The sequence below is a fragment of the Pseudomonas sp. BMW13 genome, from assembly GCF_013357275.1.
Taxonomy (GTDB): domain Bacteria; phylum Pseudomonadota; class Gammaproteobacteria; order Pseudomonadales; family Pseudomonadaceae; genus Aquipseudomonas; species Aquipseudomonas khazarica.
In genome coordinates this window covers 122,991-147,258 of the sequence record NZ_SUKD01000003.1, presented here as the reverse complement: position 1 = coordinate 147,258, position 24,268 = coordinate 122,991, and the positions used below count along the sequence as shown (strand labels likewise).

Below are 24,268 nucleotides of genomic sequence, written 5' to 3'. Positions count from 1 at the left end.
AACTAGACCGACCGGTCTACATAATTCAGCCATGAACAAGAGCACACGTGACAAGCTGATCGACGCCATGATCGACGCCCTGCAGCGCAAGGGCCTGCATGGTGTCGGCCTGAGCGAACTGCTGGCCAGCGCCGGCGCTCCCAAGGGCAGCCTCTACCACCACTTTCCGGGCGGCAAGAGCGAACTGGCGGTCGCCGCCATCGAACGCGCCGGCCAGCGCGCGGAGAAGGCCTTCGCCACGCTCTTCGAGCGCCAGCCCGACCCGCTCGATGCCCTGGCCACCTGGCTGCACGGCGCCCTCGATCAGTTGCAGGGCAGCGCTTTCGAGAGTGGCTGCCCGCTGGCCGCCGTGGCCCTGGAAAGCGGCCCGGCCGACAGCGAGATTCGTGCAGCTCTGGCCAACGCCTTCAGCGCCATTCGCCAAGCCCTGCAGCAGCAGTTGCAACGCCACGGCTACCCGCAACCGGAGGGGCTCTCCGCCCTGTTCGTCGCACTCTACGAAGGCGGCCTGCTGCAAGCACGCGCCGCCGACAGCAGCGAGCCACTGAAACAGGCCGCTACCACCCTGCTCCACCTGACCCGCCAGCAGCACACGGAGGCCAGCCAGCATGACCGCATCCATTCGCAGTGAAACCCTGTCCCTGCTCGCCCTCGACGACTACCCGTTGACGGCGACGCGCTACCACGCCGAACAGCCGCACGCGCAACTGCTGATCGCCGGTGCCACCGGCGTGCCGCAGGGTTTTTACCGGCGCTTCGCCGAGCATGCCGCGCGCCGCGGCTTCAATACCCTGACCCTGGACTACCGTGGCGTCGGCCAATCCAGGCCCGCCACCCTGCGCGGTTTCGAAATGGATTATCTGGACTGGGCGCACCTCGACCTGGCCGCAGCAGTCGACCAGCACCGGCATGCCGAACGGCCGCTGTACATGATCGGCCACTCGTTCGGCGGGCACGCCTTCGGCCTGCTGCCCAACCATGATCAGGTCGCCGGCTTCTACACCTTCGGCACCGGCGCCGGCTGGCATGGCTGGATGCCCAGGGCCGAGCAGGTGCGTGTACTGGCCATGTGGCGGCTGATCGGCCCGCTGATGACGCGCTACAAGGGCTACCTGGCCTGGAGCAAGCTGGGCATGGGTGAAGACCTGCCAATGGGCGTCTACCGGCAGTGGAAACGCTGGTGCCGCTACCCGCGCTATTTCTTCGACGACCCGCAGATGCCGGGCCTGGCCGAACGCTTCGCCCAGGTCGTCACCCCCGTGACGGCGCTCAATACGCTCGATGACCTGTGGGCGCCACCGGCCTCGCGCGACGCCTTCATGGCCGCCTACGTCAATGCGCCGTACCAGGCGCGCACGCTCGATTCCCAGGCCGAGGGGCTGGGCAACGTCGGTCACATGGGCTACTTCCGTCCGGCCGCGCAGCGCCTGTGGGACGAGACGCTGGACTGGTTCGAGCAATTGCAGGCCGAGCGGCAGGCGGCGTGAGCGCCACGCGACGGCGCCGTCGCTGCGTCAGCGCGCAACGATTGCCGTTGCGGAAATTCGAAAGCCGGAAAAAAGAAAACCCCGCGATTGCGGGGCCTTGCAGACTGTTGTCCTGACATCCTTGATCTGCTCACCGTCCTGGTGGCTGTCCAGTGTGTCCCTGTTCGTTTGTGCGCTTCCTGCGCTGAATCCATGGAAAGAAGAGTACGCCCGTACCTGAAACGCCGACAGTGGTGATAATCGGGACATCATGTAAGCCATGACTTACACGCTTTCACCCCGCAGTTGAGGCCACGCTGCGGCGCCCGTTGCCACGCGCCTCAGGGTCCGTTGCGCACCTTGCAAGTGCTGGCGCAATGCCTCGTGCTTTTGTGACGCACGTCTTGCTAGACTTCACTTTGTCCTACAAGAAAACTCCCCCGACAATGGCAGCCAAAGCATGCGTACGGTCATCCTGTTTCTGGGTTGCCTGGCAACCTGTGTCAGCGTTTCCGCTCTGGGCAGCGGGCAAAGTCAGTTGGGCAACGTCAAGCAAGCCATCGACCAGGCGTTCTGGCAGAGCCTCTATGGCAATGGCGGTACCACGCTGTATTGCGGCAAGGCGTTCGAGAGTGGCGGCGGCGCACTCACCGCCAGCCCGATCTACAGCAGCAAGCAGCTCAAGAGCGCCATGCGCTGCGTGACCGATCGTCAATGCACGATCATGAACCCGCGCTATCCCTACATCGCTGCCGACCTGCACAACCACTACCCGGCCCTGACCCGGGTGGAGCTGGTCAGACGCAATGCGCAGTTCGGCGAGCTGGGTGACGATGTATCGAGCAAGTTCGCCGATATCGGCTGCGACATGAAGAACAGCTTCCAGCTGGTCGAGCCGCGCGACGAAGCCAAGGGCAATATCGCCCGGGCGATCTTCTACATGCACGTGGAATACGACCTGCCCATCGTCGGTCTGATACCGATGTTCAAGGCCTGGCACCGCCTGGACCCGCCCGATGCCGACGAGAGGGCGCGCAACGACAGGATCGAGGTGCTGCAAGGCACGCGCAATCGCTTCATCGACGACCCGGACCTGGTGGATCAGTTGATCGGCGACTGAGCCGACGCAGTGGCAAGCGCCCTGAGCGCGACAGGACGGCTGCGGATCGCCTCGCCCGGCGCCTAGCTTCTGCGCTTGTGCAGCGAACGCAGCTTGTAGCGCTCGCCCGGATGGATCAGGCGCGCATAGCTGATCAGATGGTCACCCGACCAGGTCCGCCGGATCACGCTCAGGCAGGGCATGGCGGGGTCGATCTGCAACTGCTCGGCGGTACGCGCATCCACCAGCACGGCCTCGACCACATGCTCGACATCGGACATCGGGCTGCTCGCCACCAGCACCTCGTTGGGCGTGCGCTGGCTGAAGTCGGTCTGCAGGTAGTCCGGCACCCAGCGCGGATTGACGAAGCGATCCTCCAGCTGGATCGGCAGGCCATCCTGCAGGTGCACCAGCACGCTGTGAAACACCTCGGCCCCCAGGCGCACGCCCAGACGCAAGGCGACCTCGTCGTCCGCCGCGATGGCCTCGCAGCGCAGCACCTGGTTGGAATAGGCATGGCCGCGACCACGCACTTCACTGGCGATGTTCATCACCTCGTGCAGCGGCGATTCGGCCTTGCGGTCGGTGACGAAGGTGCCCAGGCCGGCCTGGCGTACCAGGTAGCCCTTCTGCACCAGATTCTGGATCGCCTTGTTGGCGGTCATGCGGCTGACGGAGAAATCGCGGGCCAGCTGCTCTTCCGGTGGAATCTGGTGATTGACCGGATAAGCACCGCCGTGAATGCGTTCGAGCAGAAAATCCTCGATGGCCTTGTAGCGCGGGGTGGTGGTCACGAAAGCTCCTTGGTGAATCCGGCTGCGCGGATGATAACGCGACAACCGCCGTTCGCTGTAGGAGCCGGCTCGCCGGCGCCAGGCGTGTGGGCCTGATCGCCTGCGAGCGGGCTCCTACAGGGCCTGGATCAGCCCACGGAAGGCAGCATCCCGGCCGGCAGCAGGGGCGTCAGCACGCGTTCGGCCAGCAGCTCGTTGGCCGCGGCGATGTCCGGCGCGAAGAAGCGATCCTCGACGTAGTACGGTACCTCGCCGCGCAGGATTTCCCGCGCTTGCTCCAGCGCCGGGGTGCTCTTCAGGCCTTCGCGGAAGTCCAGGCCCTGGCAGGCGCCCAGCCACTCGACGGCGAGCACACCACGGGTGTTGGCGGCCATTTCCCACAGGCGCTTGCCGGCGCCGGGCGCCATCGACACATGGTCTTCCTGGTTGGCCGAGGTCGGCAGGCTGTCGACGCTGTGCGGGTGTGCCAGGGCCTTGTTGTCGCTGGCCAGCGCCGCGGCGGTGACCTGGGCGATCATGAAGCCGGAGTTGACCCCGCCATTGGCCACCAGGAACGGCGGCAGCTGCGACATGTGCTTGTCCATCATCAGCGAGATGCGACGCTCGGACAACGAGCCGATTTCGGCGATGGCCAGGGCGATGTTGTCGGCGGCCATGGCCACCGGCTCGGCGTGGAAGTTGCCACCGGAGATGACTTCGCCTTCGGCGGCGAACACCAGCGGGTTGTCCGATACCGCGTTGGCCTCGACGCCCAGCACCTCGGCCGCCTGGCGCAACTGGGTCAGGCAGGCGCCCATGACCTGCGGCTGGCAGCGCAGCGAATACGGGTCCTGCACCTTGTCGCAGGCCTCGTGGGAGCGGCCGATCTCGCTGCTGTCGCCGAGCAGGTGACGGTAGGCCACGGCGGCATCGATCTGTCCGCGCTGGCCACGGGCAGCGTGAATGCGCGCATCGAACGGCGACCGCGAACCGAGCAGTGCCTCGACGCTGAGCGCGCCGCAGACGCTGGCAGCGGCGTACAGGTCTTCGCCCTCGAACAGCCCGCGCAGGGCATAGGCGGTGGACACCTGGGTGCCATTGAGCAGGGCCAGGCCCTCCTTGGCGGCCAGGGTCATCGGCTCCAGGCCGGCCACGGCCAGCGCCTCGGTGGCCGACAGCCACTCGCCCTTGTGCCGTGCCTGGCTCTCGCCGAGCAGCACCAGGGACATGTGCGCCAGCGGCGCCAGGTCGCCGGAGGCGCCTACCGAGCCCTTGAGCGGAATGTGCGGGTAGACCTCGGCGTTGACCAGGGCGATCAGCGCGTCGATCACCTTGCGCCGGATGCCGGAGAAACCGCGCGCCAGGCTGTTGATCTTCAGCACCATGATCAGGCGCACCATGGCGTCGCTGAGCGGCTCGCCGATACCGGCCGCGTGCGACAGCACCAGCGAGCGCTGCAGTTTTTCCAGGTCATGGCTGGCGATGCGGGTCGAGGCCAGCAGACCGAAGCCGGTGTTGATGCCATAGGCGGTGCGGCCCTCGGCGATGATGCTTTCGACGCACGCGACGCTGGCGTCGATCGCCTGATGGGCGCTCGGGTCCAGGGTCAGGCGCACCGGAGCCTGGTAGACGGTGCGCAGGTCGGCCAGGGTCAGCTGGCCAGGATTCAGGTTCAGGGCAGTCACGTTCATTCTCCTTTGCCGATCATCGGCAGGTTCATACCCTGCTCGCGGGCACAATCGATGGCGATCTGGTAACCGGCATCGGCGTGACGCATTACACCAGTACCGGGGTCGTTGGTCAGCACACGGGCGATACGGGCGGCGGCCTCGTCGGTACCGTCACAGACGATCACCACGCCGGAGTGCTGGGAAAAGCCCATGCCCACGCCGCCACCATGGTGCAGCGACACCCAGGTGGCACCGCTGGCGGTGTTGAGCAGGGCGTTGAGCAGCGGCCAGTCGGACACGGCATCGGAGCCATCGGCCATCGCCTCGGTCTCGCGGTTGGGGCTGGCCACCGAACCGGAGTCGAGGTGGTCGCGGCCGATCACCACCGGCGCGGACAGCTCGCCACTGCGGACCATTTCGTTGAACGCCAGGCCGAGCTTGGCACGCAGGCCCAGGCCGACCCAGCAGATGCGCGCCGGCAGGCCCTGGAAGCTGATGCGCTCGCGGGCCATGTCCAGCCAGCGGTGCAGGTGCTCGTCGTCCGGGATCAGCTCCTTGACCTTGGCGTCGGTCTTGTAGATGTCCTCGGGGTTGCCGGACAGCGCCGCCCAGCGGAACGGACCGACACCACGGCAGAACAGCGGACGGATGTAGGCCGGCACGAAGCCCGGGAAGTCGAAGGCGTTGGCCACGCCCTCTTCCTTGGCCATCTGGCGGATGTTGTTGCCGTAGTCGAAGGTCGGCACGCCCATCTTCTGGAAGTCGAGCATGGCCTGCACGTGCACGGCCATCGACTGCTTGGCCGCCTTGACCACTGCGGCCGGGTCGGTGGCGGCGCGGTCCTTGTACTGCTCCCAGGTCCAGCCGATCGGCAGGTAGCCATTGAGCGGATCGTGGGCGCTGGTCTGGTCGGTGACCATGTCCGGGCGCACGCCACGCTTGACCAGCTCCGGCAGGATCTCGGCGGCGTTGCCCAGCAGCGCGACGGAGATGGCCTTGCCTTCGGCCGTGTACTGGGCGATGCGCGCCAGGGCGTCATCGAGATCGCTGGCCTGCTCGTCGACGTAGCGGCTGCGCAGGCGGAAGTCGATGCTCGACTGCTGGCACTCGATGTTCAGCGAGCAGGCACCGGCCAGGGTCGCGGCCAGCGGCTGGGCGCCGCCCATGCCACCGAGACCGGCGGTGAGTACCCAGCGGCCCTTGAGGTTGCCGTCGTAGTGCTGGCGACCGGCCTCGACGAAGGTCTCGAAGGTGCCCTGGACGATGCCCTGGCTGCCGATGTAGATCCAGCTGCCGGCGGTCATCTGGCCGTACATTGCCAGGCCCTTGGCATCCAGCTCGTTGAAGTGTTCCCAGGTGGCCCAGTGCGGCACCAGGTTGGAGTTGGCGATCAGCACGCGCGGCGCGTCCTTGTGGGTGCGGAACACGCCGACCGGCTTGCCCGACTGCACCAGCAGGGTTTCGTCGTCGTTCAGCTCCTTCAGGGTTTCGACGATCTTGTCGAAGCATTCCCAGTTGCGCGCGGCACGGCCGATGCCGCCGTACACCACCAGCTCCTTGGGATTCTCGGCCACGTCCGGGTCGAGGTTGTTCATCAGCATGCGCAGCGGCGCTTCGGTCAGCCAGCTCTTGGCATTCAGCTGGGTACCGCGCGGAGCGCGGATTTCGGTGTCGCGGAACTTGGTCATGTTGCGGCTCCTGGGGAGAACGGGTTAGTCACGGGCGGTCAGAGCCAGCCCAGAAATTGTGCGAGGTACGCCAGGGGGATGGCGAACAGCAGGCTGAGCAGGGTGCGCTGCAGCCAGATCAGCAGCAGTTGCCCCAGGCTCAGGGGAATCCGCGTGGCCAACACGCAGGGAATCGAGGCGGAGAGGAACAGCACGCTGCTCACCGAGACGATGGCGGTGACGAACTTGACCAGCACATCGGCGTCCTTGAGCAGCATCGCCGGCAGGAACATTTCCGCGAGGCCGGAGGACAGGGCGCGGGCCACCTGCATCGGCTCGTCCAGACCGAACAGCCAGGTCAGCGGGTAGAGCAGTACGCCGAGGGCATCGAACAGCGGCGTGTACTTGGCCGCGAGCAGCCCGAGCAGGCCGACGGCGAGAATGCTCGGCAGGATCGCGGCGGTCATGCGCAGGCCGTCGACGAAAGTCTCGCGCAGCGCGCAGCGCAACGATGGCGCGCTGCCCGCCTGCTCCAGGCCGGCCCGCCAGGCGCTGCCCAGGCGGCTTTCTCCGGCCTGCAGCTGCGCCTCGGGGATGGCCTCGGACGGCAGCCGCGAGAGTGGGTAGATGCGCGCGCTGACCGCAGTCACGCTGAAGGTCACGGCCATGGCTCCCCAGAAATACAGGTTCCACTGCCCCATCAGGCCAAGGGTCTTGGCGATGATCACCATGAACGGTGCGGACACGGTGGAGAAGCCGGTGGCGATGATCGCCGCCTCACGCACGCTGTAGTGCCCCTGCTGGTACATGCGGTCGGTGATCAGCAGGCCCACCGAGTAGCTGCCGACGAACGACGCCACGGCATCGATGGCCGACTTGCCGGGTGTCCGCCAGATCGGCCGCATCACCGGTTGCATCAGCACGCCGATCAGCTCGAGCAGGCCGAAGCCGATGAGGAACACCAGGGCCAGCGAACCCAGCGGCACGATCAGCGCCAGGCTGAGCACCAGCTTGTCGAACAGAAACGGCAGCATGCCCGGCTGGTACAGCGCCTGCGGCCCGAGCTGCAGCAGGTAGGCCAGTCCGATCAGCAGGCCGAATACCTTGAGGACGCTGAACGCGGTGTGGGTCAGGCTCCTGCGCCAGCTGCCGTCGAGCCAGGGCGCCAGCGCGCCGTAGAGCATGAACAGCAGGGCCAGGCCGATCACCAGCGGACGCGCGTGCAGTTGCAGGGCGCTGGCGGCGTGGTCGAGGAGGATGGTCGAGCGCCCGCCGATGTCGAACGGTACGAAGAACAGCAGCAGGCCGATCAGGCTGTAACCCAACAGGCGCGCCAGGGCACGCGGGCGCGACACGCTGCCGCTCAGTGACAGGGGTTCAGACATGGCGCGGCTCCTGGCCGCTGCGGCGGGCGATGACGTACATGGGAGGTTCCTCGTAGTTGTTGTTGTGCGAGAAAGCGTCGGGTTGGCGCCTGCTCAGAGACTGAGCAGGTGAATCAGGCGCGCCGCCGCCTTGGCGGTGCGGTTGTCGATGTCGTGGTTCGGGTTAAGCTCGGCGAAATCCACCAGACGCAGCTTGCCGCTGCGCTTGAGGCCTTCGAGCAGCGGCTCGAGCAGCGCCAGCGGTACCCCGCGCGCGGCCGGTGCGCTGACGCCCGGCGCCTCGCAGGCGGGCAGCACGTCGATATCGATGGTCAGGTACAAGGCGTCGCAGTCGGCGAGGAAGGCCTCCAGCTCAGCCGCGATGGCGGCCAGGCCGGCCTCGCGCATCTCGTGGTCCTCGCGCACCAGCACGTTCAGCTCGGCAGCGCGGGAGAACAGCGCGCGGGTATTGCTGGCTCGGCTGACGCCCAGGCAGGCGTAGTGGAACGGCCAGCCACGGGCCTGGCACTGCTCGGCGATCTGCGCGAAGGGCGTACCCGAGGACTGCACGTGAGCCGGATCGCGCAGGTCGAAATGCGCGTCGAAGTTGACGATGCCGATCTTCGGCGCCGTCTTCCGTCCGGCGAAATGCTCGGCCAGGCCGGACCAACTGCCGAAGGCCACCTCATGGCCGCCACCGAGCACCAGCGGCAGGTGCCCGGCCTCCAGCAGCGCACAGACGCCACGCGCCAGACGCGCCTGGGCGGCGGCCAGGTCGCCGTCCTCGCAGATCACGTCGCCGGCGTCGAAGGCCGGTGCTTCACGGTGCCAGGCCAGGTTGGCCAGTGCCTTGCGCAGGGCCAGCGGCCCGCCGGCGGCGCCGACACGGCCATGGTTGCGTCGCACGCCCTCGTCGCAGGCGAAGCCGAGCAGGGCCAAGCCTGGCTCGCGGGCCTCGGCCAGCGGCTGGATGCGCTGGTGCCAGCGCGGGCTGTCCGGCTCGGGGTCGATACGGCCGGTCCAGGCGTCGAGGGAGAAACGATCAGCGAGCATGGGTGATGACTCCGTTGAAAATGCGCTGGCGCAAGCGCCCGCTCTGCACCGCGTAGGCCAGCTCGGCCGGGTGCTGGATGTCCCACAGGCACAGGTCCGCCGCTGCGCCGACGGCGATCCGTCCCAGCTCGGGCTGGCCGAGGGCGCGGGCAGCATGGGCGGTCATGCCGGCCAGGGCTTCGCGCGGGGTCAGGCGGAACAGGGTGCAGGCCAGGTTGGCCATCAGGCTCGGCATGCAGATCGGCGAGGTGCCGGGGTTGGCGTCGCTGGCCACGGCCATCGGCACCTGGTACTGGCGCAGCAGGTCGATGGGCGGTAACTGGGTTTCGCGCAACACGTGGAAGGCGCCGGGCAGCAGCACGGCAACGGTGCCGGCCTCGGCCATGGCTCGCACGCCGGCCTCGTCGAGGTATTCGATATGGTCGGCCGACAACGCGCCGTAGCGCGCGGCCAGGGCGCTGCCACCGAGGTTGGACAGCTGCTCGGCATGCGCCTTGATCGCCAGGCCGTGCGCCTGGGCGGCCTGGTAGATGCGCTCGCACTGCGCCGGGGAAAAACCGATGCCTTCGCAGAACACATCCACCGCGTCGGCCAGCCCTTCGCCAGCGGCGGCCGGGATCATCTCGTCGCAGACCAGGCTCACGTAATCATCGGCGCGTCCGGCGTATTCCGGAGGCAGCGCATGGGCACCCAGCAACGTGGTGGTGACGCGCACCGGGCGCAGCTCGCCGAGACGACGGGCGACACGCAGCATCTTCAGTTCGTCGCTCAGGGTCAGGCCGTAACCGGACTTGATCTCCACGGTGGTCACGCCATCGGCGAGCAGCGCGTCGAGACGCGGCAGGCTGGCGGCGAGCAGCGCCTCCTCGCTGGCTTCGCGAGTCGCGCGCACGGTGCTGAGGATGCCGCCGCCGGCCTTGGCGATCTCGGCGTAGCTGACCCCTTCCAGGCGCTGCTCGAATTCACCGGCGCGGTCGCCGGCGTAGACCAGGTGCGTGTGACAGTCGATCAGGCCCGGCGTCATCACCCCACCCTGCCCCGCTTCGACGGCGCCCTGGGCGTCCGCTTCGGCGAACGCCCGCGACGGCCACATGCCGGCCACGCGACCGTCGTCGACGCGCACGGTCATCGCCTCGTCCAGCAGCGCCTGGCCATCGAAGACCTGAACGTCGCGCCACAGCTGTTTCGAATTGGAATGCATCGGCCTGGTGCTCTTTGCGCTTTATTTGTATATACAATAGAAACGAATCGAATCGACGTCAAGCCGGCGACGCATGCCAAGATCATCCGCCTGTCGCTTGAACGTTGCAGTGATACGTTATGATTGCAGCCACCTCCGCGACACGCGGGGAATGACGAGGCGGGCGGTCGCCATGCCGGCGACCCACCCCAATATGTATATACATTAGAGAAGACCATGCCCTACACCCTGCTCGACCCCAGCAGCGCCATCGCCATGTCCTGGAAGAACGGCGGCGGCTCGACGCTGGAACTGGCCATCTGCCCGGCAGGTGCCAGCCTGGACGACTTCGACTGGCGCATCAGCAGCGCGAGCGTCGCCTCCAGCGGTGCCTTCTCCCGCTTCCCTGGCATCGATCGCAGCCTGGTCGTGCTGGCCGGCAAGGGCTTGCACCTGCAGCGGGAAAACGGCCGGCGCGAGACGCTGTCGGGCGACGGCACCATCGCGGTATTCGGCGGTGAGGAGGCGATCAGCGCGCAGCTGCAGGACGGCCCCATCACCGACCTCAACCTGATGACGCGACGCGGCGCCTGGACGCATGACCTGCAGGCGCTGAGGCTGCAAGGTGAACAGCTCGTGGAGAACGATGCCGAGGTACTGCTGTTGTGGAACGCGGCGCAGACTGCCGTCAGGGTCGATGCAGGCGGCGTGCTGCATGACATCGCGGCGGGCAACGGCCTGCTCGTGGAGAACGAGCCGGGGCCGCTGCACCTGCAGTCGCAGCGCCCTGCCCTGCTATACCTGGGCAGGCTGAAGGCGCGCTGCCGCTGAAATGAAAAACCCCGGCACAGGGGCCGGGGCTCATCCACCACGCAGCAGGACTCAGAACTGCGCGGCATCCAGCAGGTACAGCGATTCGCTGCCAGCCTTGACCGAGGCGCTCAAGGAGTGAACGCGCGGCAACAGGCGGGCGAAGTAGAAGCGCGCCGTGCCCAGCTTGCTGGCGTAGAACTCGTCCTGAGCTTCCTTGCCCAGCGCCGCGCGCGCCATCAACGCCCACATGTAGGCGTAGGCGGTGTAGCCGAACACATGCAGGTACTCCACCGACGCCGCGCCGATTTCGTTGGGGTTGCTCTTGGCACGATCCAGGACCCAGGCGGTCAGCTCATCGAGGTTCTGCACCGCCGCGGTCAGCGGCTGGGTAAACTCGGCGAGGCCGGCATCGGCCGCGGCGACGAACGCCTTGATCTCGTCGGACAGGTGCTTGTAGAAGCTGCCACCGCTGCCCACGATCTTGCGCCCCATCAGGTCCAGCGACTGGATGCCGTTGGTGCCTTCGTAGATCTGGGTGATGCGGCAGTCGCGCACCAGCTGCTCCTGGCCCCACTCACGGATGAAGCCATGGCCGCCGAAGATCTGCTGGCCATGCACGGTGGTTTCCAGCGCCATGTCGGTGAGGAAGGCCTTGGCCACCGGGGTCAGCAGGGCGACCAGTTCGTCGGCGCGCCTGGCGGTGTCCTTGTCCTCGCTGTACTTGGCGGTGTCCAGCTGCATGGCGACGTAGCTGGAGAAGGCACGGCCGCCCTCGTTCAGCGCCTTCATGGTCAGCAGCATGCGACGCACGTCCGGGTGCACGATGATCGGGTCGGCTGCTTTGTCTTTTGCCTGCGGGCCGGTCGGGGCACGGCTCTGGATGCGCTCGCGCGCATACTCGACGGCGCTCTGGTAGCTGCGCTCACCCAGTGCCAGGCCCTGGATGCCAACGCCCAGGCGCTCGTAGTTCATCATGGTGAACATGGCGTTGAGGCCCTTGTTCACTTCGCCGACCAGGTAGCCGGTGGCGCCATCGAAGTTCATCACGCAGGTGGCCGAGGCCTTGATGCCCATCTTGTGCTCGATGGAGCCGCAGCCCAGGGCGTTCTTCTCACCCAGCGAGCCGTCGGCATTGACCATGACCTTGGGCACGATGAACAGCGAAATGCCTTTCGGGCCAGCCGGCGCATCCGGCAGCTTGGCCAGCACCAGGTGGATGATGTTCTCGGTCAGGTCGTGCTCACCACCGGTGATGAAGATCTTGGTGCCGGTGACCTTGTAGCTGCCATCGGCCTGGGGCTCGGCCTTGGTGCGGATGATGCCCAGGTCGGTGCCGGCATGCGGCTCGGTCAGGCACATGGAGCCGGCCCAGACGCCGGCATACATGTTCGGCAGGTACTGCGCCTTCAGCTCTTCGCTGGCGTGGTTGAGAATCGACAGGCAGGCACCGGCGGTCAGCATCGGGTAGAGGCCGAAGGACAGGTTGGCCGAGTTGACCATTTCCTCGACCTGGGCGCCGATCACCTTGGGCATGCCCATGCCGCCGAACTCCGGCGAACCACCGACACCCACCCAGCCGCCTTCGGCGTAGGTCTGGTAGGCCTCGGGGAAGCCAGCCGGCGTTTTCACCGCGCCGTCGTCCCAGGAGCAGCCTTCTTCATCGCCACTGCGGTTCAGCGGCGCGATGCTGCCTGCGGTGACCTTGCCGGCCTCCTCCAGAATGGCGCTGGCGGTATCGGCATCGACCACTTCGGCCAGGGCCGGCAACTCGGCCCAGAGCTTGGAGACATCGAATACTTCATTGAGCACGAAGCGCATGTCGCGCAGGGGGGCTTTGTAATCGGCCATGACACATCCTCGAAAAGCGGACTTACGTATGTGGACCGAGTTTAATCCAACAACTTTTCAGACACATAGGGTCATGTTGTGACCATATATTCAGCCGCCGCTCATATGTCCATGAAATGAAAAGGCCCGCCAGAAGGCGGGCCGAATTGCCTCGACCAGCGGTCAGAAGGCGAAGTGTTCTTCCGCCAGCTGCATGGTGCTGGCGCTGCCCGCCGACATCGCCAGACGATGCGCCTCGGTACGCGGCAGGATGCGCTGGAAGTAGAAGGCGCACGTCACCAGCTTGGCCTGATGGAAGCCATCGTCATCCCCTTGCGCGAGCTTTTCCTGGGCGACCACAGCCATGCGCAACCAGAAGTACGCCAGGGTGACATAGCCCGAATACATCAGGTAATCGACCGACGCCGCGCCGACCTCGTCCGGATTCTTCATCGCGGCCATGCCGATGCTCTGCGTCAGCTCCCCCCACTGCCGGTTCAACGCCGCCAGCTGCGCCACCTGCGGGGCCAGTTGCGGATGCTCCTGCTGGGCCTCGCAGAACTTGTGCAGGACACGGGTGAAACCGCGCAGCAGCTTGCCCTGACTGCCCAGCACCTTGCGCCCGAGCAGGTCAAGAGCCTGGATGCCATTGGTGCCTTCATAGATCGGTGCGATGCGGCAATCGCGCACCAGTTGCTCCATGCCCCACTCACGGATGTAGCCATGCCCGCCGAAAACCTGCATGCCGTGGTTGGTGGCCTCGAGCCCGGTCTCGGTCATGAACGCCTTGCAGATCGGCGTGAGCAAGGCCAGCAGGTCCTCGGCCTCCTGGCGCGCTTCGGCCGTCTCGGCGCGGTGCGCGACATCGATCAGCTGCGCAGTGAAGTAGGCCAGCGCGCGGTTGCCCTCGTTGAACGCTTTCATGGTCAGCAACATGCGGCGGACATCGGGATGGACGATGATCGGATCGGCCGCCTTGTCCGGCGCCTTCGGTCCCGTCAGTGCGCGCATCTGCAGGCGCTCCCTGGCGTAGCGCAGCGCGCCCTGATAGCTGGCCTCGCCCAGGCAGAGGCCCTGCATGCCGGTGCCCAGGCGGGCATGATTCATCATGGTGAACATGCAGGCGAGGCCCTTGTTGGCCTCGCCGATCAGGTAACCGGTCGCCGCGTCGAAGTTGATCACGCAGGTCGCCGAGGCCTTGATGCCCATCTTGTGCTCGATGGAACCGCAGCTCACCGCATTGCGCGCACCGAAGCCGTCACCCTGGGGCAGGAACTTGGGCACGATGAACAGGGAAATGCCCCGGGTGCCCGCAGGCGCGTCGGGCAGCTTGGCCAGCACCAGGTGCACGATGTTCTCGCTCATGTCGTGCTCGCCTGCGGAGATGAAGATCTTCGTCCCGGAGATCGCATGGCTGCCATCGGCCTGCGGCACGGCGCGTGTCTTGATGATGCCCAGGTCGGTGCCGCAATGCGGCTCGGTCAGGCACATGGTGCCGGTCCAGCGGCCTTCGGTGAGGCGCGTCAGGTAGGTCTGTTTCTGCTCTTCGCTGCCATGGGCGTGGATCGCGGACATGGCGCCATGGGTCAGCCCCGGGTACATGGCCCAGGACTGGTTGGCCGAGGCGACCATCTCGGCGACGATCAGGCCGAGTGACTCGGGCAGGCCCTGCCCGCCATGCAGCGGGTCGGCGGCCAGGCCCATCCAGCCACCCTCGGCATACTGCGCGAAGGCCTCCTTGAAGCCCTTGGGCGTGGTCACCACGCCGTTGTCGAAATGGCAGCCCTCCTCGTCACCGCTGCGGTTCAGCGGGGCCAGCACCTGCTCGCAGAACTTGGCGCCCTCCTCGAGGATCGCCGCGACCATATCCGGGCTCGCATCGTCGGCCCCCAGGCTGGCGTAGTGGGCGGGAAAGGCAAAGACATCGTCGATCAGAAAGCGCATGTCGCGCAGCGGGGCCTTGTACTCGGGCATGGTCGTTCTCCATTCGGGTAGCGGTCAGGTGCCCCACGCTACTGCCGCGAATGGAACGGCAACAATGATCGTTGGCCGCCTGAATGCGCCGCCATAAGCCGGCTCAGTCGGCCGGGGCGCTGACCTTCACCGCACCACGTCGCTGCCCGGCGCTGCGAATGCAGTTACGCCCGGCGGCCTTGGCGCTGTACAGCGCCTTGTCCGCTTCCTTGATCACTTCCTGCGGTGTGCGCTGCTCGGCCTGGCGCTCGGCCACGCCCATGCTGACCGTCACCGAAACCTCGCTGGCCGCCTTGCCGGCACGGCGCTGCTTGCCCTCGCGATCATCACGCGGACGGCTCTGCTTGTCGCGCAGCTGCATGCGGTACTGCTCGATGGCCAGGCGCACGGCCTCCATGTGCGGCACGCATTGCTCCACGCTCTTGCCGGGAAACAGCAGGGTGAACTCCTCGCCGCCATAGCGGTAGGCCTTGCCGCCACCGCCGACCTTGCGTAGCTGACTGGCGACCAGGCGCAACACCTGGTCGCCGACGTCATGACCATGGGTATCGTTGAATTTCTTGAAGTGATCGACATCGACCATGGCGATCACATAGTCACGCCCGAGGCGCTGCAGACGCTCGTTGAGCGCACGCCGTCCGGGCAGGCCGGTCAGCTCGTCACGGAAGGCCATCTGGTAGGCCTCGTGCGCCACCGCCGCAACCAGCATGAGCATGACCATGCTGCTCATCACCTGCAGCGCATGGGCCATGATGAACACCTGCGGCAGCATCCACAGCAGGCCGACAAGCCCGACCAGTTGCGCCGCGTGCAAGGGCCGCGGGCGTCGCAGGTACTGCACCAGCAGCGCGACGAAAGCGACCAGGAACACCAGGTAGGTCAGCTGCGCGAGGCTCATCCAGGCGCCGTGCAACGCCGGCCAGTGGATCTGCGCCAGCCAGTCGGCGATGCCCTGTGGATAACGGCGTCCGAGCGCGAAGGCCACCGCACTCACCGCCAGCAGGACCAGCGCCCGCGCCAGCATGTCCTGAGCCAGGTGCGAACGCTCCTCCCAGCAGCCGTAGAGGGCGTAGAGCATCGGCAACAGCAGGCAGATCAGGTGAAAGACCAGGGCGGCGTCGTCCCTGACCTGGCCGTTGTCACGGAAGTGATCGACCTGGATATCGAGCATGAAGTAGCCGACGTACAGCACCAGCAGCAGGAAGACCTCGCGCTGGCGGCCATAGGCCAGGCAGAAGGCGCCGCCGAGCAGCAACAGCAGGGTCGGCAGGACATTGAACAGGGAGATGAAGAATTCGCTGAGCACCGGCAGCCGAGCAGCCACGAATGCGCCGACCAGCAACGGCAGCGAGGAGAGGAAATGGCTGAGGCGCAGATTGGCCGGACGGATCACGCGGACACCCTGAGCAAGAGATGAAGGCATTCTGCCTGCTTCGATGATTGAAAACAGCGACAGGATGCGACATTCCCTTCAGTACGACGCGAAAAAACGCAAACGCCGCCCCGAAGGGCGGCGTTTGCGTTCAACCGTGACGGAATCAGAAGCCGAGCGCGAAGTGCTCTTCGTCCATGTCCATCAGGTTGCTGGCGCCGGACAGCATGGTCTCGACGTGCGCGCGAGTGCGCGGCAGGATGCGCGCGAAGTAGAAGCGGGCAGTCTGCAGCTTGGCCTTGTAGAAGGCCTCGTCACCCGCACCGGCAGCCAGCTTCTCGGCAGCCAGGCGCGCCATGTCGGCCCAGAAGTAGGCCAGGCAGGCGTAACCGGAGTACATCAGGTAGTCCACCGAAGCGGCACCGACTTCCTCGCGATCCTTCATCGCCGCCATGCCGATCTTCATGGTGATGTCGCCCCACTCCTTGTTCAGCTTGGCCAGCGGCTCGACGAATTCCTTGACGGCGTCGTTGCCTTCGTTGGCCTGGCAGAACTTGTGCACGATCTTGGTGAAGTTCTTCAGCGCGCCGCCCTGAGTCATCAGCACCTTGCGGCCCAGCAGGTCGAGCGCCTGAACGCCGGTGGTGCCTTCGTACATCATGGAGATGCGGCAGTCACGCAGGTTCTGCTCCATGCCCCACTCGCTGATGAAGCCATGGCCACCGTAGATCTGCATGCCGTGGGAAGCGGACTCGAAGCCCACTTCGGTCATGAAGGCCTTGGCGATCGGCGTCAGGAACGCCAGCAGCTCGTCGGCGACCTTCTTCTCTTCTTCGTTGTCGCTGTGCTGAACGATGTCCACCTGCTTGGCAGTGAAGTAGACCATGGCACGGTTGCCTTCGGCGAAGGCCTTCATGGTCAGCAGCATGCGGCGCACGTCCGGATGCACGATGATCGGGTCAGCGGCTTTTTCCGGCGCTTTCGGGCCAGTCAGCGAACGCATCTGCAGACGCTCACGGGCGTACTTGATGCCACCCTGGAAACCGACTTCGGCGTGGGCCAGGCCTTGCAGCGCGGTACCCAGGCGAGCGGTGTTCATGAAGGTGAACATGCAGTTAAGGCCCTTGTTGGCCGGGCCGATCAGGAAGCCGGTGGCGCCGTCGAAGTTCATCACGCAGGTGGCGTTGCCGTGGATGCCCATCTTGTGCTCGATGGAGCCACAGGAAACGGCATTGCGCTCGCCTACGCCGCCATCGGCGTTGGGCATGAACTTCGGCACGATGAACAGCGAGATACCCTTGGTACCGGCCGGAGCATCGGGCAGGCGGGCCAGGACGATATGGACGATGTTGCCGGCCATGTCGTGCTCACCCGCGGAGATGAAGATCTTGGTGCCGGTGACCTTGTAGCTGCCGTCGGCCTGCGGTTCGGCCTTGGTGCGCAGCATGCCCAGGTCGGTACCGCAATGCGGCTCGGTCAGGCACATGGTGCCGGTCCACTCGCCGGATACCAGCTTGGTCAGGTAGGTGTGCTTCTGCTCGTCGGTACCGTGGGCGCTCAGGGTGTTCATCGCACCGTGGGAGAGGCCCGGGTACATGCCCCACGACCAGTTGGCCGAACCGACCATTTCGCTGATCGCCAGCCCCAGCGACTCCGGCAGACCCTGACCGCCGTGCTCGACGTCATGGGCCAGGCTCGGCCAGCCGCCTTCGACGAACTGCTGATAGGCCTCCTTGAAGCCCGTCGGGGTTTTCACACCGGACTCGCTCCAGGTGCAGCCTTCGGTGTCACCCACGCGGTTCAGCGGCGACAGGACCTGCTCGCAGAACTTCGCGCCTTCCTCGAGGATGGCGTCGACCATGTCCGGAGTGGCGTCCTGGCAACCTGGCAGGCTCTGGTAGTGCGCTTCGTAGCCCAGCAGCTCGTCACGAACGAAACGAATGTCACGCAAGGGGGCCTTGTAGTCAGGCATAGCGGTAAACCTCTGCGGTGGATTCCTAGTAGTTGGGGTGACCGTCTTGGCGGTCGCTCTCGGGATCACTCCCGGCTGCCCGGCCACGAGGCTGCGGCCGAAGCAATCAAACAGGCGTTTGAAACATACGTTTACGCCAACCCCTTGTCAAGCGCTGCCAATCGACCCGTCACGCGACCAGATCGATGCCGGGCTCCGACGACGGCAACTCGCCCAGGCGCCGGTACAGGTCAAGGTCAGGTGCGGGCGGCACGGCCTGCTGGCCCTGCTCGTCAGACGCCTCCTGGGCTTGCCGTTCGTCGTCGCGCCCCTTGCTCTCCTCGCTGGCGCTGGCGGCTTCGTCGCGGCGCAGCTCGGCCAGCTCCACCCGCGCCTGCGCCGCCTTGGCCTGGGCCTGGGCGGCCACGCGCAGATCCTGTGCGGAGGGCTCGGCGGGCGCGAGGGCGGCACGCAGCACGACTTCCATCTTGCGCAAGGTGGCTTCGGGGTCATTGGGGACAGCGGCCGTGTCGATGCCGACCTCACCGGAGACGGCATAGCGCTGGCCGTCAGGGCCACGCTTGAAGCTGTAGGTCGGTGAACCGGCGTACTGCCCACCGACAGCCGCATGGGCCTGTTCGTGGGTGCGCACTTCGCGATCGCGCTGAACCAGATCGGCGATCTCCAGCTGCTGCTGGCGCTGCTCCCGGGGGCTGGCTTCGGCGCTGTCGTCCGCCGCATCGGTGGAGGTACGGTCAGCCTCTTCGCGCCCGGAGGCGCTGGAATTCGCCTGCTGCTCCTGCGGCGCGGTCACGGGTGCCTGGTCGGCACGGGCGATATCGGGGGAAACGTCGGACGAGAGGGGCCGAGCCGAAGAGAAGGACGGCGCAGGGACGAAAGGTGGCACGCTGTTGCCGATCTGCATGTGCTCCCTCCTACCCCGTTGCAGGCCGCATCCACGGCCGGGGTGGAACTACTTACGCACGCGTGTCGATGAGCGTACCCAGCACCTCATCGGCGGTTTCCACGACACGTGAGCTGGCCCGCACCTCGTTCTCGCCAACGCGCAAGGCGACCAGGCTTTCCGCCAGGTCGGGGCGCGTCTGCTCGGCAGACTGTGGCGTGGGGTTCACCTGGTTCTGCGGTGGCGTCTGGCTGGGCTGCTGCGGCTCGGTCACCGCGTTGCTGGCGATGTCGCTGGCCGCCTGCTCGACACGGCGTTGCCCGGCCTGGATGCCGTTCAAACCCGAACTGAATGCATTGCTGGAGATTTCCATCGACAGCTCCCAAGGGGAAATAAAACCTGATGCTGCGTATTGAAGCAGAAGTCGGCTAAAAAATGTACAGACAAAAGGCTATCGTCCGCCGGCTGTTTATTCCCAGTCGACCAGGCGTTCCAGCGCCAGGTGCTGCGCCACCGCTGCGGCGCTCGCATCTGCCAGGTACGGCACCCGGCCCAGGCACGGGGCGGGCAATCGCTCGCCCAGGGTCGCCAGGTTCTCTTCCAGGCGCGAGGTCTGCGGGTCGACGATATTGGCGACCCAGCCGGCAAGCTCGAGCCCGTCACGTTCGATGGCCTCGGCCGTCAGGACCGCGTGATTGATGCAGCCCAGCCGCACACCCACGACCAGGATCACCGGTATCGCCAGCGCCTGGGCCAGGTCCGACAGGCTCTCGCGCCCGGCCAGGGGTACACGCCAGCCACCGGCACCTTCGACCAGGGAGAAGTCGGCGTTCCTTGCCAGGATCGCGCGTACCGGGCTGGCCAGGCTGGCGACAGTCAACTCGACGCCGACCTCGCGCGCCGCCAGGTGCGGCGCGATCGCCGGCTCGAACGCCAGCGGGTTGACCTCCTCGTAGCGCAGCGGCAGCGAGCACTGCGCCAGCAGGGCCAGTGCATCGTCGTTGCGCAGCCCTTGCGGCGTTCGCTGGCAACCGGAGGCGACCGGTTTGGCCGCCGCAGTACTCAACCCGCGCAGGCGGGCAGCGTGCAGCAGGCCGGCAGCGATGGTGGTCTTGCCGATCTCGGTATCCGTCCCCGTGACGAAGTAGGCGTGCGTCATGACGATGTCTCCCGTCGCTGCTATCCGAAGGTGTCTTTCTGGCGGGCGATTACGGGCCGCCGCTAGGCGACGCCAGCAAGGTCGCCCGGAAGTTTCTGCAACACGCCGTAGACCACCTGATAGGTGGCAGGCAGCCCGGCGGGCTGACGCCAGCGCTCGTAGGCCTCGACCAGCGCGCGAATGCGCGCACGCCCGGTCAGGCCGCCCGGCCGGCCTGGGTTGAGGTTGTGCGCGCCAAGGTCCTTGAGCGAGGTGGTCAGGCTGCGCAGGTCGGGGAAATGCAGCGTTTGCGCCTGGCGCTGCAGGCTCAGCACCTGCATGCCACTGGCGGCGCAACACTGCTGGTAGTCCTCGAACCGGCGGAAGCGATTGACGTGGACGAAGCCGTCGACCGCCTGCCAGCTGTCGCGCAACTCCTGCAGGGTGCCGACGCACAGGCTGGAGAACGCCAGCACGCCGCCGGGGCGCAACACCCGCTGCGCTTCGCTCAGCACGCGCGGGAAATCGGCGCACCACTGCAGCGCCAGGCTGGAGAACAGCAGGTCGACGCTGGCCGTCTGCAGCGGCAGGGCCTCGGCATCACCGGCGATGAAATGCGCGGCGCCCCCCTGGGGCCTGGCATGGCGCAGCATGCCTTCGGCGATGTCCACGGCCAACCCCGTCCCCTGCCCATAGCGCTCGCCAAGGGCGCGGGTGAAATAACCCGTACCGCTGCCCAGGTCCAGCCAGCGATGCGGCTGCAGCGAAACCGGCAGACGCGCCAGCAGTTGCGTGCCGACATGGCGCTGCAGCTCGGCCACGGCATCGTAGCTCGCCGCCGCTCGCGAGAACGACGCCGCCACCTGGCGCTTGTCCGGCAGGGCCGCCGTGCTCACCTCGACGTCGGAGCCCTGCGCGCGTTCGAAACGCTCAGCCATCATCGGACTCACGGATGAAATCCAGCATCAGCGCCGCCACGCTGTCAGCCTGCTCGTGCACGAAGGCATGACCGCAGCCCTCCAGTACATCCACCTCGCCCGCCGGCAACAGCGCCAGCAGCGCGTCGCCCGCCGCAGCCGGGACCAGGGCGTCCAGCTCGGCCAGCAGATGCAGCTGCGCCCCGCCGAAGGCCGCCAGCGGCGCACGATTGTCGAGGCTCGCCAGAACCCGCAGGCCGGCGAGCAGTGCCGCCTCGTCACCCGCGAGCAGGTGGGCCTGCAGCTGCCGCGACAGGCCGCGCGCATCTGCAGCGCCCTGGGCACAGAGCATGGCGAAGCGTTTCAGGGTCGCGCCGGCATTCGCCTGGCAGCCCTGGTAGAACGCGTTGTAGGTGTCCTCGGCCAGCGCCTGCGGCCAGCGCTCGCTGGCCACGAAGCAGGCATTGCTGGCCAGGGTAATCAGGCCGCGGCAACGCGCGCCGCGCCGCGCCGCCAGGGCAGCGGCGAGCATGCCGCCCAGCGACCAGCCGGCCAGCCAGCAACCATCGGCCAGACGCGCATCCAGCTCGTCGAGCCAGTCCCCGGCAGACGCGGAGGCCAGCCTGGGCAGTGCGGCGACCTGCACCTGGCACTCGCCACCCAGTGCATCCGCGAGGGGTTGCAGCACGGCCGCATCGAAGCCCCAGCCGGGCAGCAGAATCAGTTTCTCAGTCATCGGTGTGCACCTGGGGCCAGCATTCGGCCAAGGCTTCGAGCAGCAGTTCGAGCTGCGCTGCGCTATGGGCGGCGGAGAGGGTCACGCGCAGGCGCGCGCTGCCGGCCGGCACGGTCGGCGGACGGATGGCGCCGACCAGCATGCCGCGCGCCTTGAGCAACGCAGAAAGCTTCAGGGCACGGGCGCTGTCACCCACCAGGATCGGCTGAATCGGCGTCGGGCTGTCCATCAGGTCCAGGCCGATCTCGCTGGCGCCCTGACGGAAGCGGGCAATCAGCCCGGCCAGGTGTTCGCGGCGCCAGCTCTCGGTACGCAGCAGCTCCAGGCTCTTCAGCGTGGCGCAGGCCACGGCGGGCGGCTGGCTGGTGGTGTAGATATAGGGGCGGGCGAACTGGATCAGCGTCTCGATCAGCTCTTCGCTGCCAGCGACGAAGGCACCGGCGGTACCAAAGGCCTTGCCCAGGGTGCCGACCAGCACCTGCACGTCATCCTGGCCCAGGCCGAAATGTTCGACGATGCCAGCGCCGGTCGCGCCCAACGGGCCAAAGCCATGGGCGTCGTCGACCATCACCCAGGCATCCTTGAGCCGCGCCTCGGCGCACAGCGCCGGCAGGTCGGCCAGGTCGCCATCCATGCTGAACACCCCATCGGTGACCACCAGGCAGTTGCCGCTGGCCTTGCGCAGGCGATTGGCCAGGCTGACCGCATCGTTGTGCAGGTAGCGCGAGAAGCGCGCGCCGGACAGCAGGCCGGCGTCGAGCAGCGACGCGTGGTTGAGGCGATCCTCCAGCACGCTGTCACCCTGGCCGAGCAGCGCGGTGACGACAGCGAGGTTGGCCATGTAGCCCGTGGAGAACAGCAGCGCGCGCGGGCGTCCGGTGAACGCGGCGAGCGCCTCTTCCAACTCATGGTGAGGCGTGCTGTGACCGATCACCAGGTGCGACGCGCCGCCACCGACGCCCCATTGCTCCGCGCCCTGCTGCAGCGCGCGAATCACCTCGGGGTGGTTGGCCAGGCCCAGGTAATCGTTGGAGCAGAAGGCCAGCAGCTCCTGGTCATCAGCACGCACCTGCGGACCCTGCGGGGTCTGCAGCAGAGGACGGCTGCGGAACAGGTCGGCTGCCTGGCGCTCGGCCAGGCGGGCCGCAAGATCGAAAGACATGGCAGGCACCGGAGAACGGTGGATAACCGCAAGCGGGTCAGCCACCCTGCGCATGACCTCGGGCTGCACAGGGCGGATGACGCTTCATTCATCCACCTGGGAGATATCAGGCCGAGGCCGCGTTGTAGAACAGCTGGGAATCGCGTTGCTCGACCAGGGCCTGCTCGATGGCCGCCTGGTGCACCTCGTCGGCATGTTCCTCGCGCTCTTCCGGCTTGATGCCGAGGCGCTTGAACAGGGCCATGTCCTTGTCGGCCTGCGGGTTGGCGGTGGTCAGCAGCTTCTCGCCGTAGAAGATCGAGTTGGCGCCGGCCATGAAGGCCAGGGCCTGCATCTGCTCGTTCATCTGCTCGCGACCGGCGGACAGGCGCACATGGGACTGCGGCATCATGATGCGCGCCACCGCCAGGGTGCGGATGAAGTCGAACGGATCGACGTCCTTCTCTTCGGCCAGCGGCGTGCCCTTGACCTTGACCAGCATGTTGATCGGTACGCTTTCCGGGTGCTCGGGCAGGTTGGCCAGCTGGATCAGCAGCCCGGCGCGGTCGTCCACCGACTCGCCCATGCCGAGAATGCCGCCGGAGCAGATCTTCATGCCCGCCTCGCGCACGTAGGCCAGGGTCTGCAGGCGCTCGCCGTAGGTGCGCGTGGTGATGATGTTGCCGTAGAACTCCGGCGAGGTGTCGAGGTTGTGGTTGTAGTAGTCCAACCCCGCATCGGCCAGCGCCTGGGTCTGTTCCTGGTCCAGACGACCGAGGGTCATGCAGGTTTCCAGGCCGAGCTTCTTCACGCCTTTGACCATTTCCAGCACGTAGGGCATGTCCTTGGCCGACGGATGCTTCCACGCCGCGCCCATGCAGAAGCGCGTCGAGCCGATGGCCTTGGCCTCGGCCGCCGCCTCCAGCACCTTCTGCACCTCCATCAGCTTTTCCTTGTCCAGGCCCGTGTTGTAGTGGCCGGACTGCGGGCAGTACTTGCAGTCCTCCGGGCAGGCACCGGTCTTGATCGACAGCAGGGTCGAGACCTGCACGCGGTTGGGATCGAAGTGCGCGCGGTGTACCGTCTGCGCCTGGAACAGCAGATCGTTGAAGGGCTGCTCGAACAGCGCGCGAACTTCGGCGAGGGACCAATCGTGGCGGGCGGTGGTTGCTGCGGTTGCGCTCATCTGGGAAATCCTTCGACGCTTGGTGGCATCTGTTTGA

At 66.6% G+C, this 24,268-nt stretch carries 21 protein-coding genes; 4 read left to right on the top strand and 17 right to left on the bottom strand.

Annotation, left to right across the window (positions count from 1 at the left end; translation table 11 throughout):
• Positions 1–31: 31 nt before the first annotated feature.
• From E4487_RS03650 to E4487_RS03640, 3 genes are all read left to right on the top strand, one after another.
• Positions 32–631, top strand: a complete 600-nt coding sequence (locus tag E4487_RS03650) for a TetR/AcrR family transcriptional regulator (protein WP_175252734.1) — start codon at positions 32–34, stop codon at positions 629–631.
• A complete protein-coding gene (locus E4487_RS03645) occupies positions 609–1,487 on the top strand; it encodes an alpha/beta fold hydrolase (RefSeq protein ID WP_037056051.1) in 879 nt (292 codons plus the stop codon). Before E4487_RS03650 ends, E4487_RS03645 begins: the two co-directional genes overlap by 23 nt.
• Positions 1,488–1,926: 439 nt before the next feature.
• Complete coding sequence (locus E4487_RS03640; protein ID WP_037056052.1) at positions 1,927–2,586, top strand: endonuclease; 660 nt, start codon at positions 1,927–1,929, stop codon at positions 2,584–2,586.
• 62 nt (positions 2,587–2,648) lie between these two features.
• Here E4487_RS03640 and hutC read toward each other — a convergent pair whose 3' ends face one another.
• The 6 genes from hutC to hutI form a co-directional block, all read right to left on the bottom strand.
• Positions 2,649–3,359 carry a histidine utilization repressor gene (gene hutC, locus E4487_RS03635; protein WP_037056053.1) on the bottom strand — a complete coding sequence of 237 codons (711 nt, stop codon included), beginning with the start codon at positions 3,357–3,359 and terminating at the stop codon, positions 2,649–2,651.
• A gap of 128 nt (positions 3,360–3,487) precedes the next feature.
• A complete protein-coding gene (gene hutH / locus E4487_RS03630; RefSeq protein ID WP_037056054.1) occupies positions 3,488–5,029 on the bottom strand; it encodes a histidine ammonia-lyase in 1,542 nt (513 codons plus the stop codon).
• The gene (gene hutU / locus E4487_RS03625; protein WP_175252733.1) at positions 5,026–6,696 is read right to left on the bottom strand and encodes a urocanate hydratase; all 1,671 of its coding nucleotides are present in this window, start codon (positions 6,694–6,696) and stop codon (positions 5,026–5,028) included. Before hutU ends, hutH begins: the two co-directional genes overlap by 4 nt.
• Positions 6,697–6,734: 38 nt before the next feature.
• Positions 6,735–8,060, bottom strand: a complete 1,326-nt coding sequence (locus E4487_RS03620; protein WP_175252732.1) for a YjiH family protein — start codon at positions 8,058–8,060, stop codon at positions 6,735–6,737.
• A 93-nt stretch (positions 8,061–8,153) separates the two neighbouring features.
• Entirely contained in the window at positions 8,154–9,092 is a 939-nt protein-coding gene (gene hutG, locus E4487_RS03615; RefSeq protein ID WP_175252731.1) for a formimidoylglutamase, read from the bottom strand.
• Positions 9,082–10,293 carry an imidazolonepropionase gene (gene hutI / locus E4487_RS03610; protein WP_175252730.1) on the bottom strand — a complete coding sequence of 404 codons (1,212 nt, stop codon included), beginning with the start codon at positions 10,291–10,293 and terminating at the stop codon, positions 9,082–9,084. Before hutI ends, hutG begins: the two co-directional genes overlap by 11 nt.
• A gap of 216 nt (positions 10,294–10,509) precedes the next feature.
• Here hutI and E4487_RS03605 point away from each other — a divergent pair, with 216 nt between their 5' ends.
• Positions 10,510–11,103: a HutD family protein gene (locus tag E4487_RS03605; protein ID WP_175252729.1), complete on the top strand. Its 594-nt coding sequence runs from the start codon at positions 10,510–10,512 to the stop codon at positions 11,101–11,103.
• A gap of 51 nt (positions 11,104–11,154) precedes the next feature.
• Here the strand turns inward: E4487_RS03605 and E4487_RS03600 are convergent, their stop codons facing one another.
• The 11 genes from E4487_RS03600 to bioB form a co-directional block, all read right to left on the bottom strand.
• Positions 11,155–12,933 carry an acyl-CoA dehydrogenase C-terminal domain-containing protein gene (locus E4487_RS03600; protein WP_175252728.1) on the bottom strand — a complete coding sequence of 593 codons (1,779 nt, stop codon included), beginning with the start codon at positions 12,931–12,933 and terminating at the stop codon, positions 11,155–11,157.
• Between the two features lie 162 nt (positions 12,934–13,095).
• Complete coding sequence (locus E4487_RS03595; RefSeq protein WP_175252727.1) at positions 13,096–14,886, bottom strand: acyl-CoA dehydrogenase C-terminal domain-containing protein; 1,791 nt, start codon at positions 14,884–14,886, stop codon at positions 13,096–13,098.
• 103 nt (positions 14,887–14,989) lie between these two features.
• The gene (locus E4487_RS03590; protein ID WP_218952838.1) at positions 14,990–16,309 is read right to left on the bottom strand and encodes a GGDEF domain-containing protein; all 1,320 of its coding nucleotides are present in this window, start codon (positions 16,307–16,309) and stop codon (positions 14,990–14,992) included.
• 115 nt (positions 16,310–16,424) lie between these two features.
• On the bottom strand, positions 16,425–18,230 hold the full coding sequence (locus E4487_RS03585) for a phenylacyl-CoA dehydrogenase (RefSeq protein ID WP_134676460.1): 1,806 nt from the start codon (positions 18,228–18,230) through the stop codon (positions 16,425–16,427).
• Positions 18,231–18,399: 169 nt separating this feature from the next.
• Positions 18,400–19,134, bottom strand: coding sequence for a putative metalloprotease CJM1_0395 family protein (locus tag E4487_RS03580; RefSeq protein ID WP_134676459.1), 735 nt, complete (start codon positions 19,132–19,134; stop codon positions 18,400–18,402).
• A gap of 52 nt (positions 19,135–19,186) precedes the next feature.
• Positions 19,187–19,486 carry a hypothetical protein gene (locus E4487_RS03575; protein WP_047592815.1) on the bottom strand — a complete coding sequence of 100 codons (300 nt, stop codon included), beginning with the start codon at positions 19,484–19,486 and terminating at the stop codon, positions 19,187–19,189.
• A 96-nt stretch (positions 19,487–19,582) separates the two neighbouring features.
• The gene (gene bioD / locus E4487_RS03570) at positions 19,583–20,272 is read right to left on the bottom strand and encodes a dethiobiotin synthase (protein WP_037056071.1); all 690 of its coding nucleotides are present in this window, start codon (positions 20,270–20,272) and stop codon (positions 19,583–19,585) included.
• Between the two features lie 62 nt (positions 20,273–20,334).
• Positions 20,335–21,189, bottom strand: coding sequence for a malonyl-ACP O-methyltransferase BioC (gene bioC / locus E4487_RS03565; protein WP_175252740.1), 855 nt, complete (start codon positions 21,187–21,189; stop codon positions 20,335–20,337).
• Complete coding sequence (locus tag E4487_RS03560; protein WP_134676458.1) at positions 21,182–21,904, bottom strand: alpha/beta fold hydrolase; 723 nt, start codon at positions 21,902–21,904, stop codon at positions 21,182–21,184. The genes bioC and E4487_RS03560 overlap by 8 nt, the downstream gene beginning before the upstream one ends.
• Positions 21,897–23,066, bottom strand: coding sequence for an 8-amino-7-oxononanoate synthase (gene bioF / locus E4487_RS03555; protein ID WP_037056074.1), 1,170 nt, complete (start codon positions 23,064–23,066; stop codon positions 21,897–21,899). The genes E4487_RS03560 and bioF overlap by 8 nt, the downstream gene beginning before the upstream one ends.
• A 106-nt stretch (positions 23,067–23,172) precedes the next feature.
• Entirely contained in the window at positions 23,173–24,231 is a 1,059-nt protein-coding gene (bioB, locus tag E4487_RS03550) for a biotin synthase BioB (RefSeq protein WP_037056076.1), read from the bottom strand.
• Between the last annotated feature and the right edge of the window lie 37 nt (positions 24,232–24,268).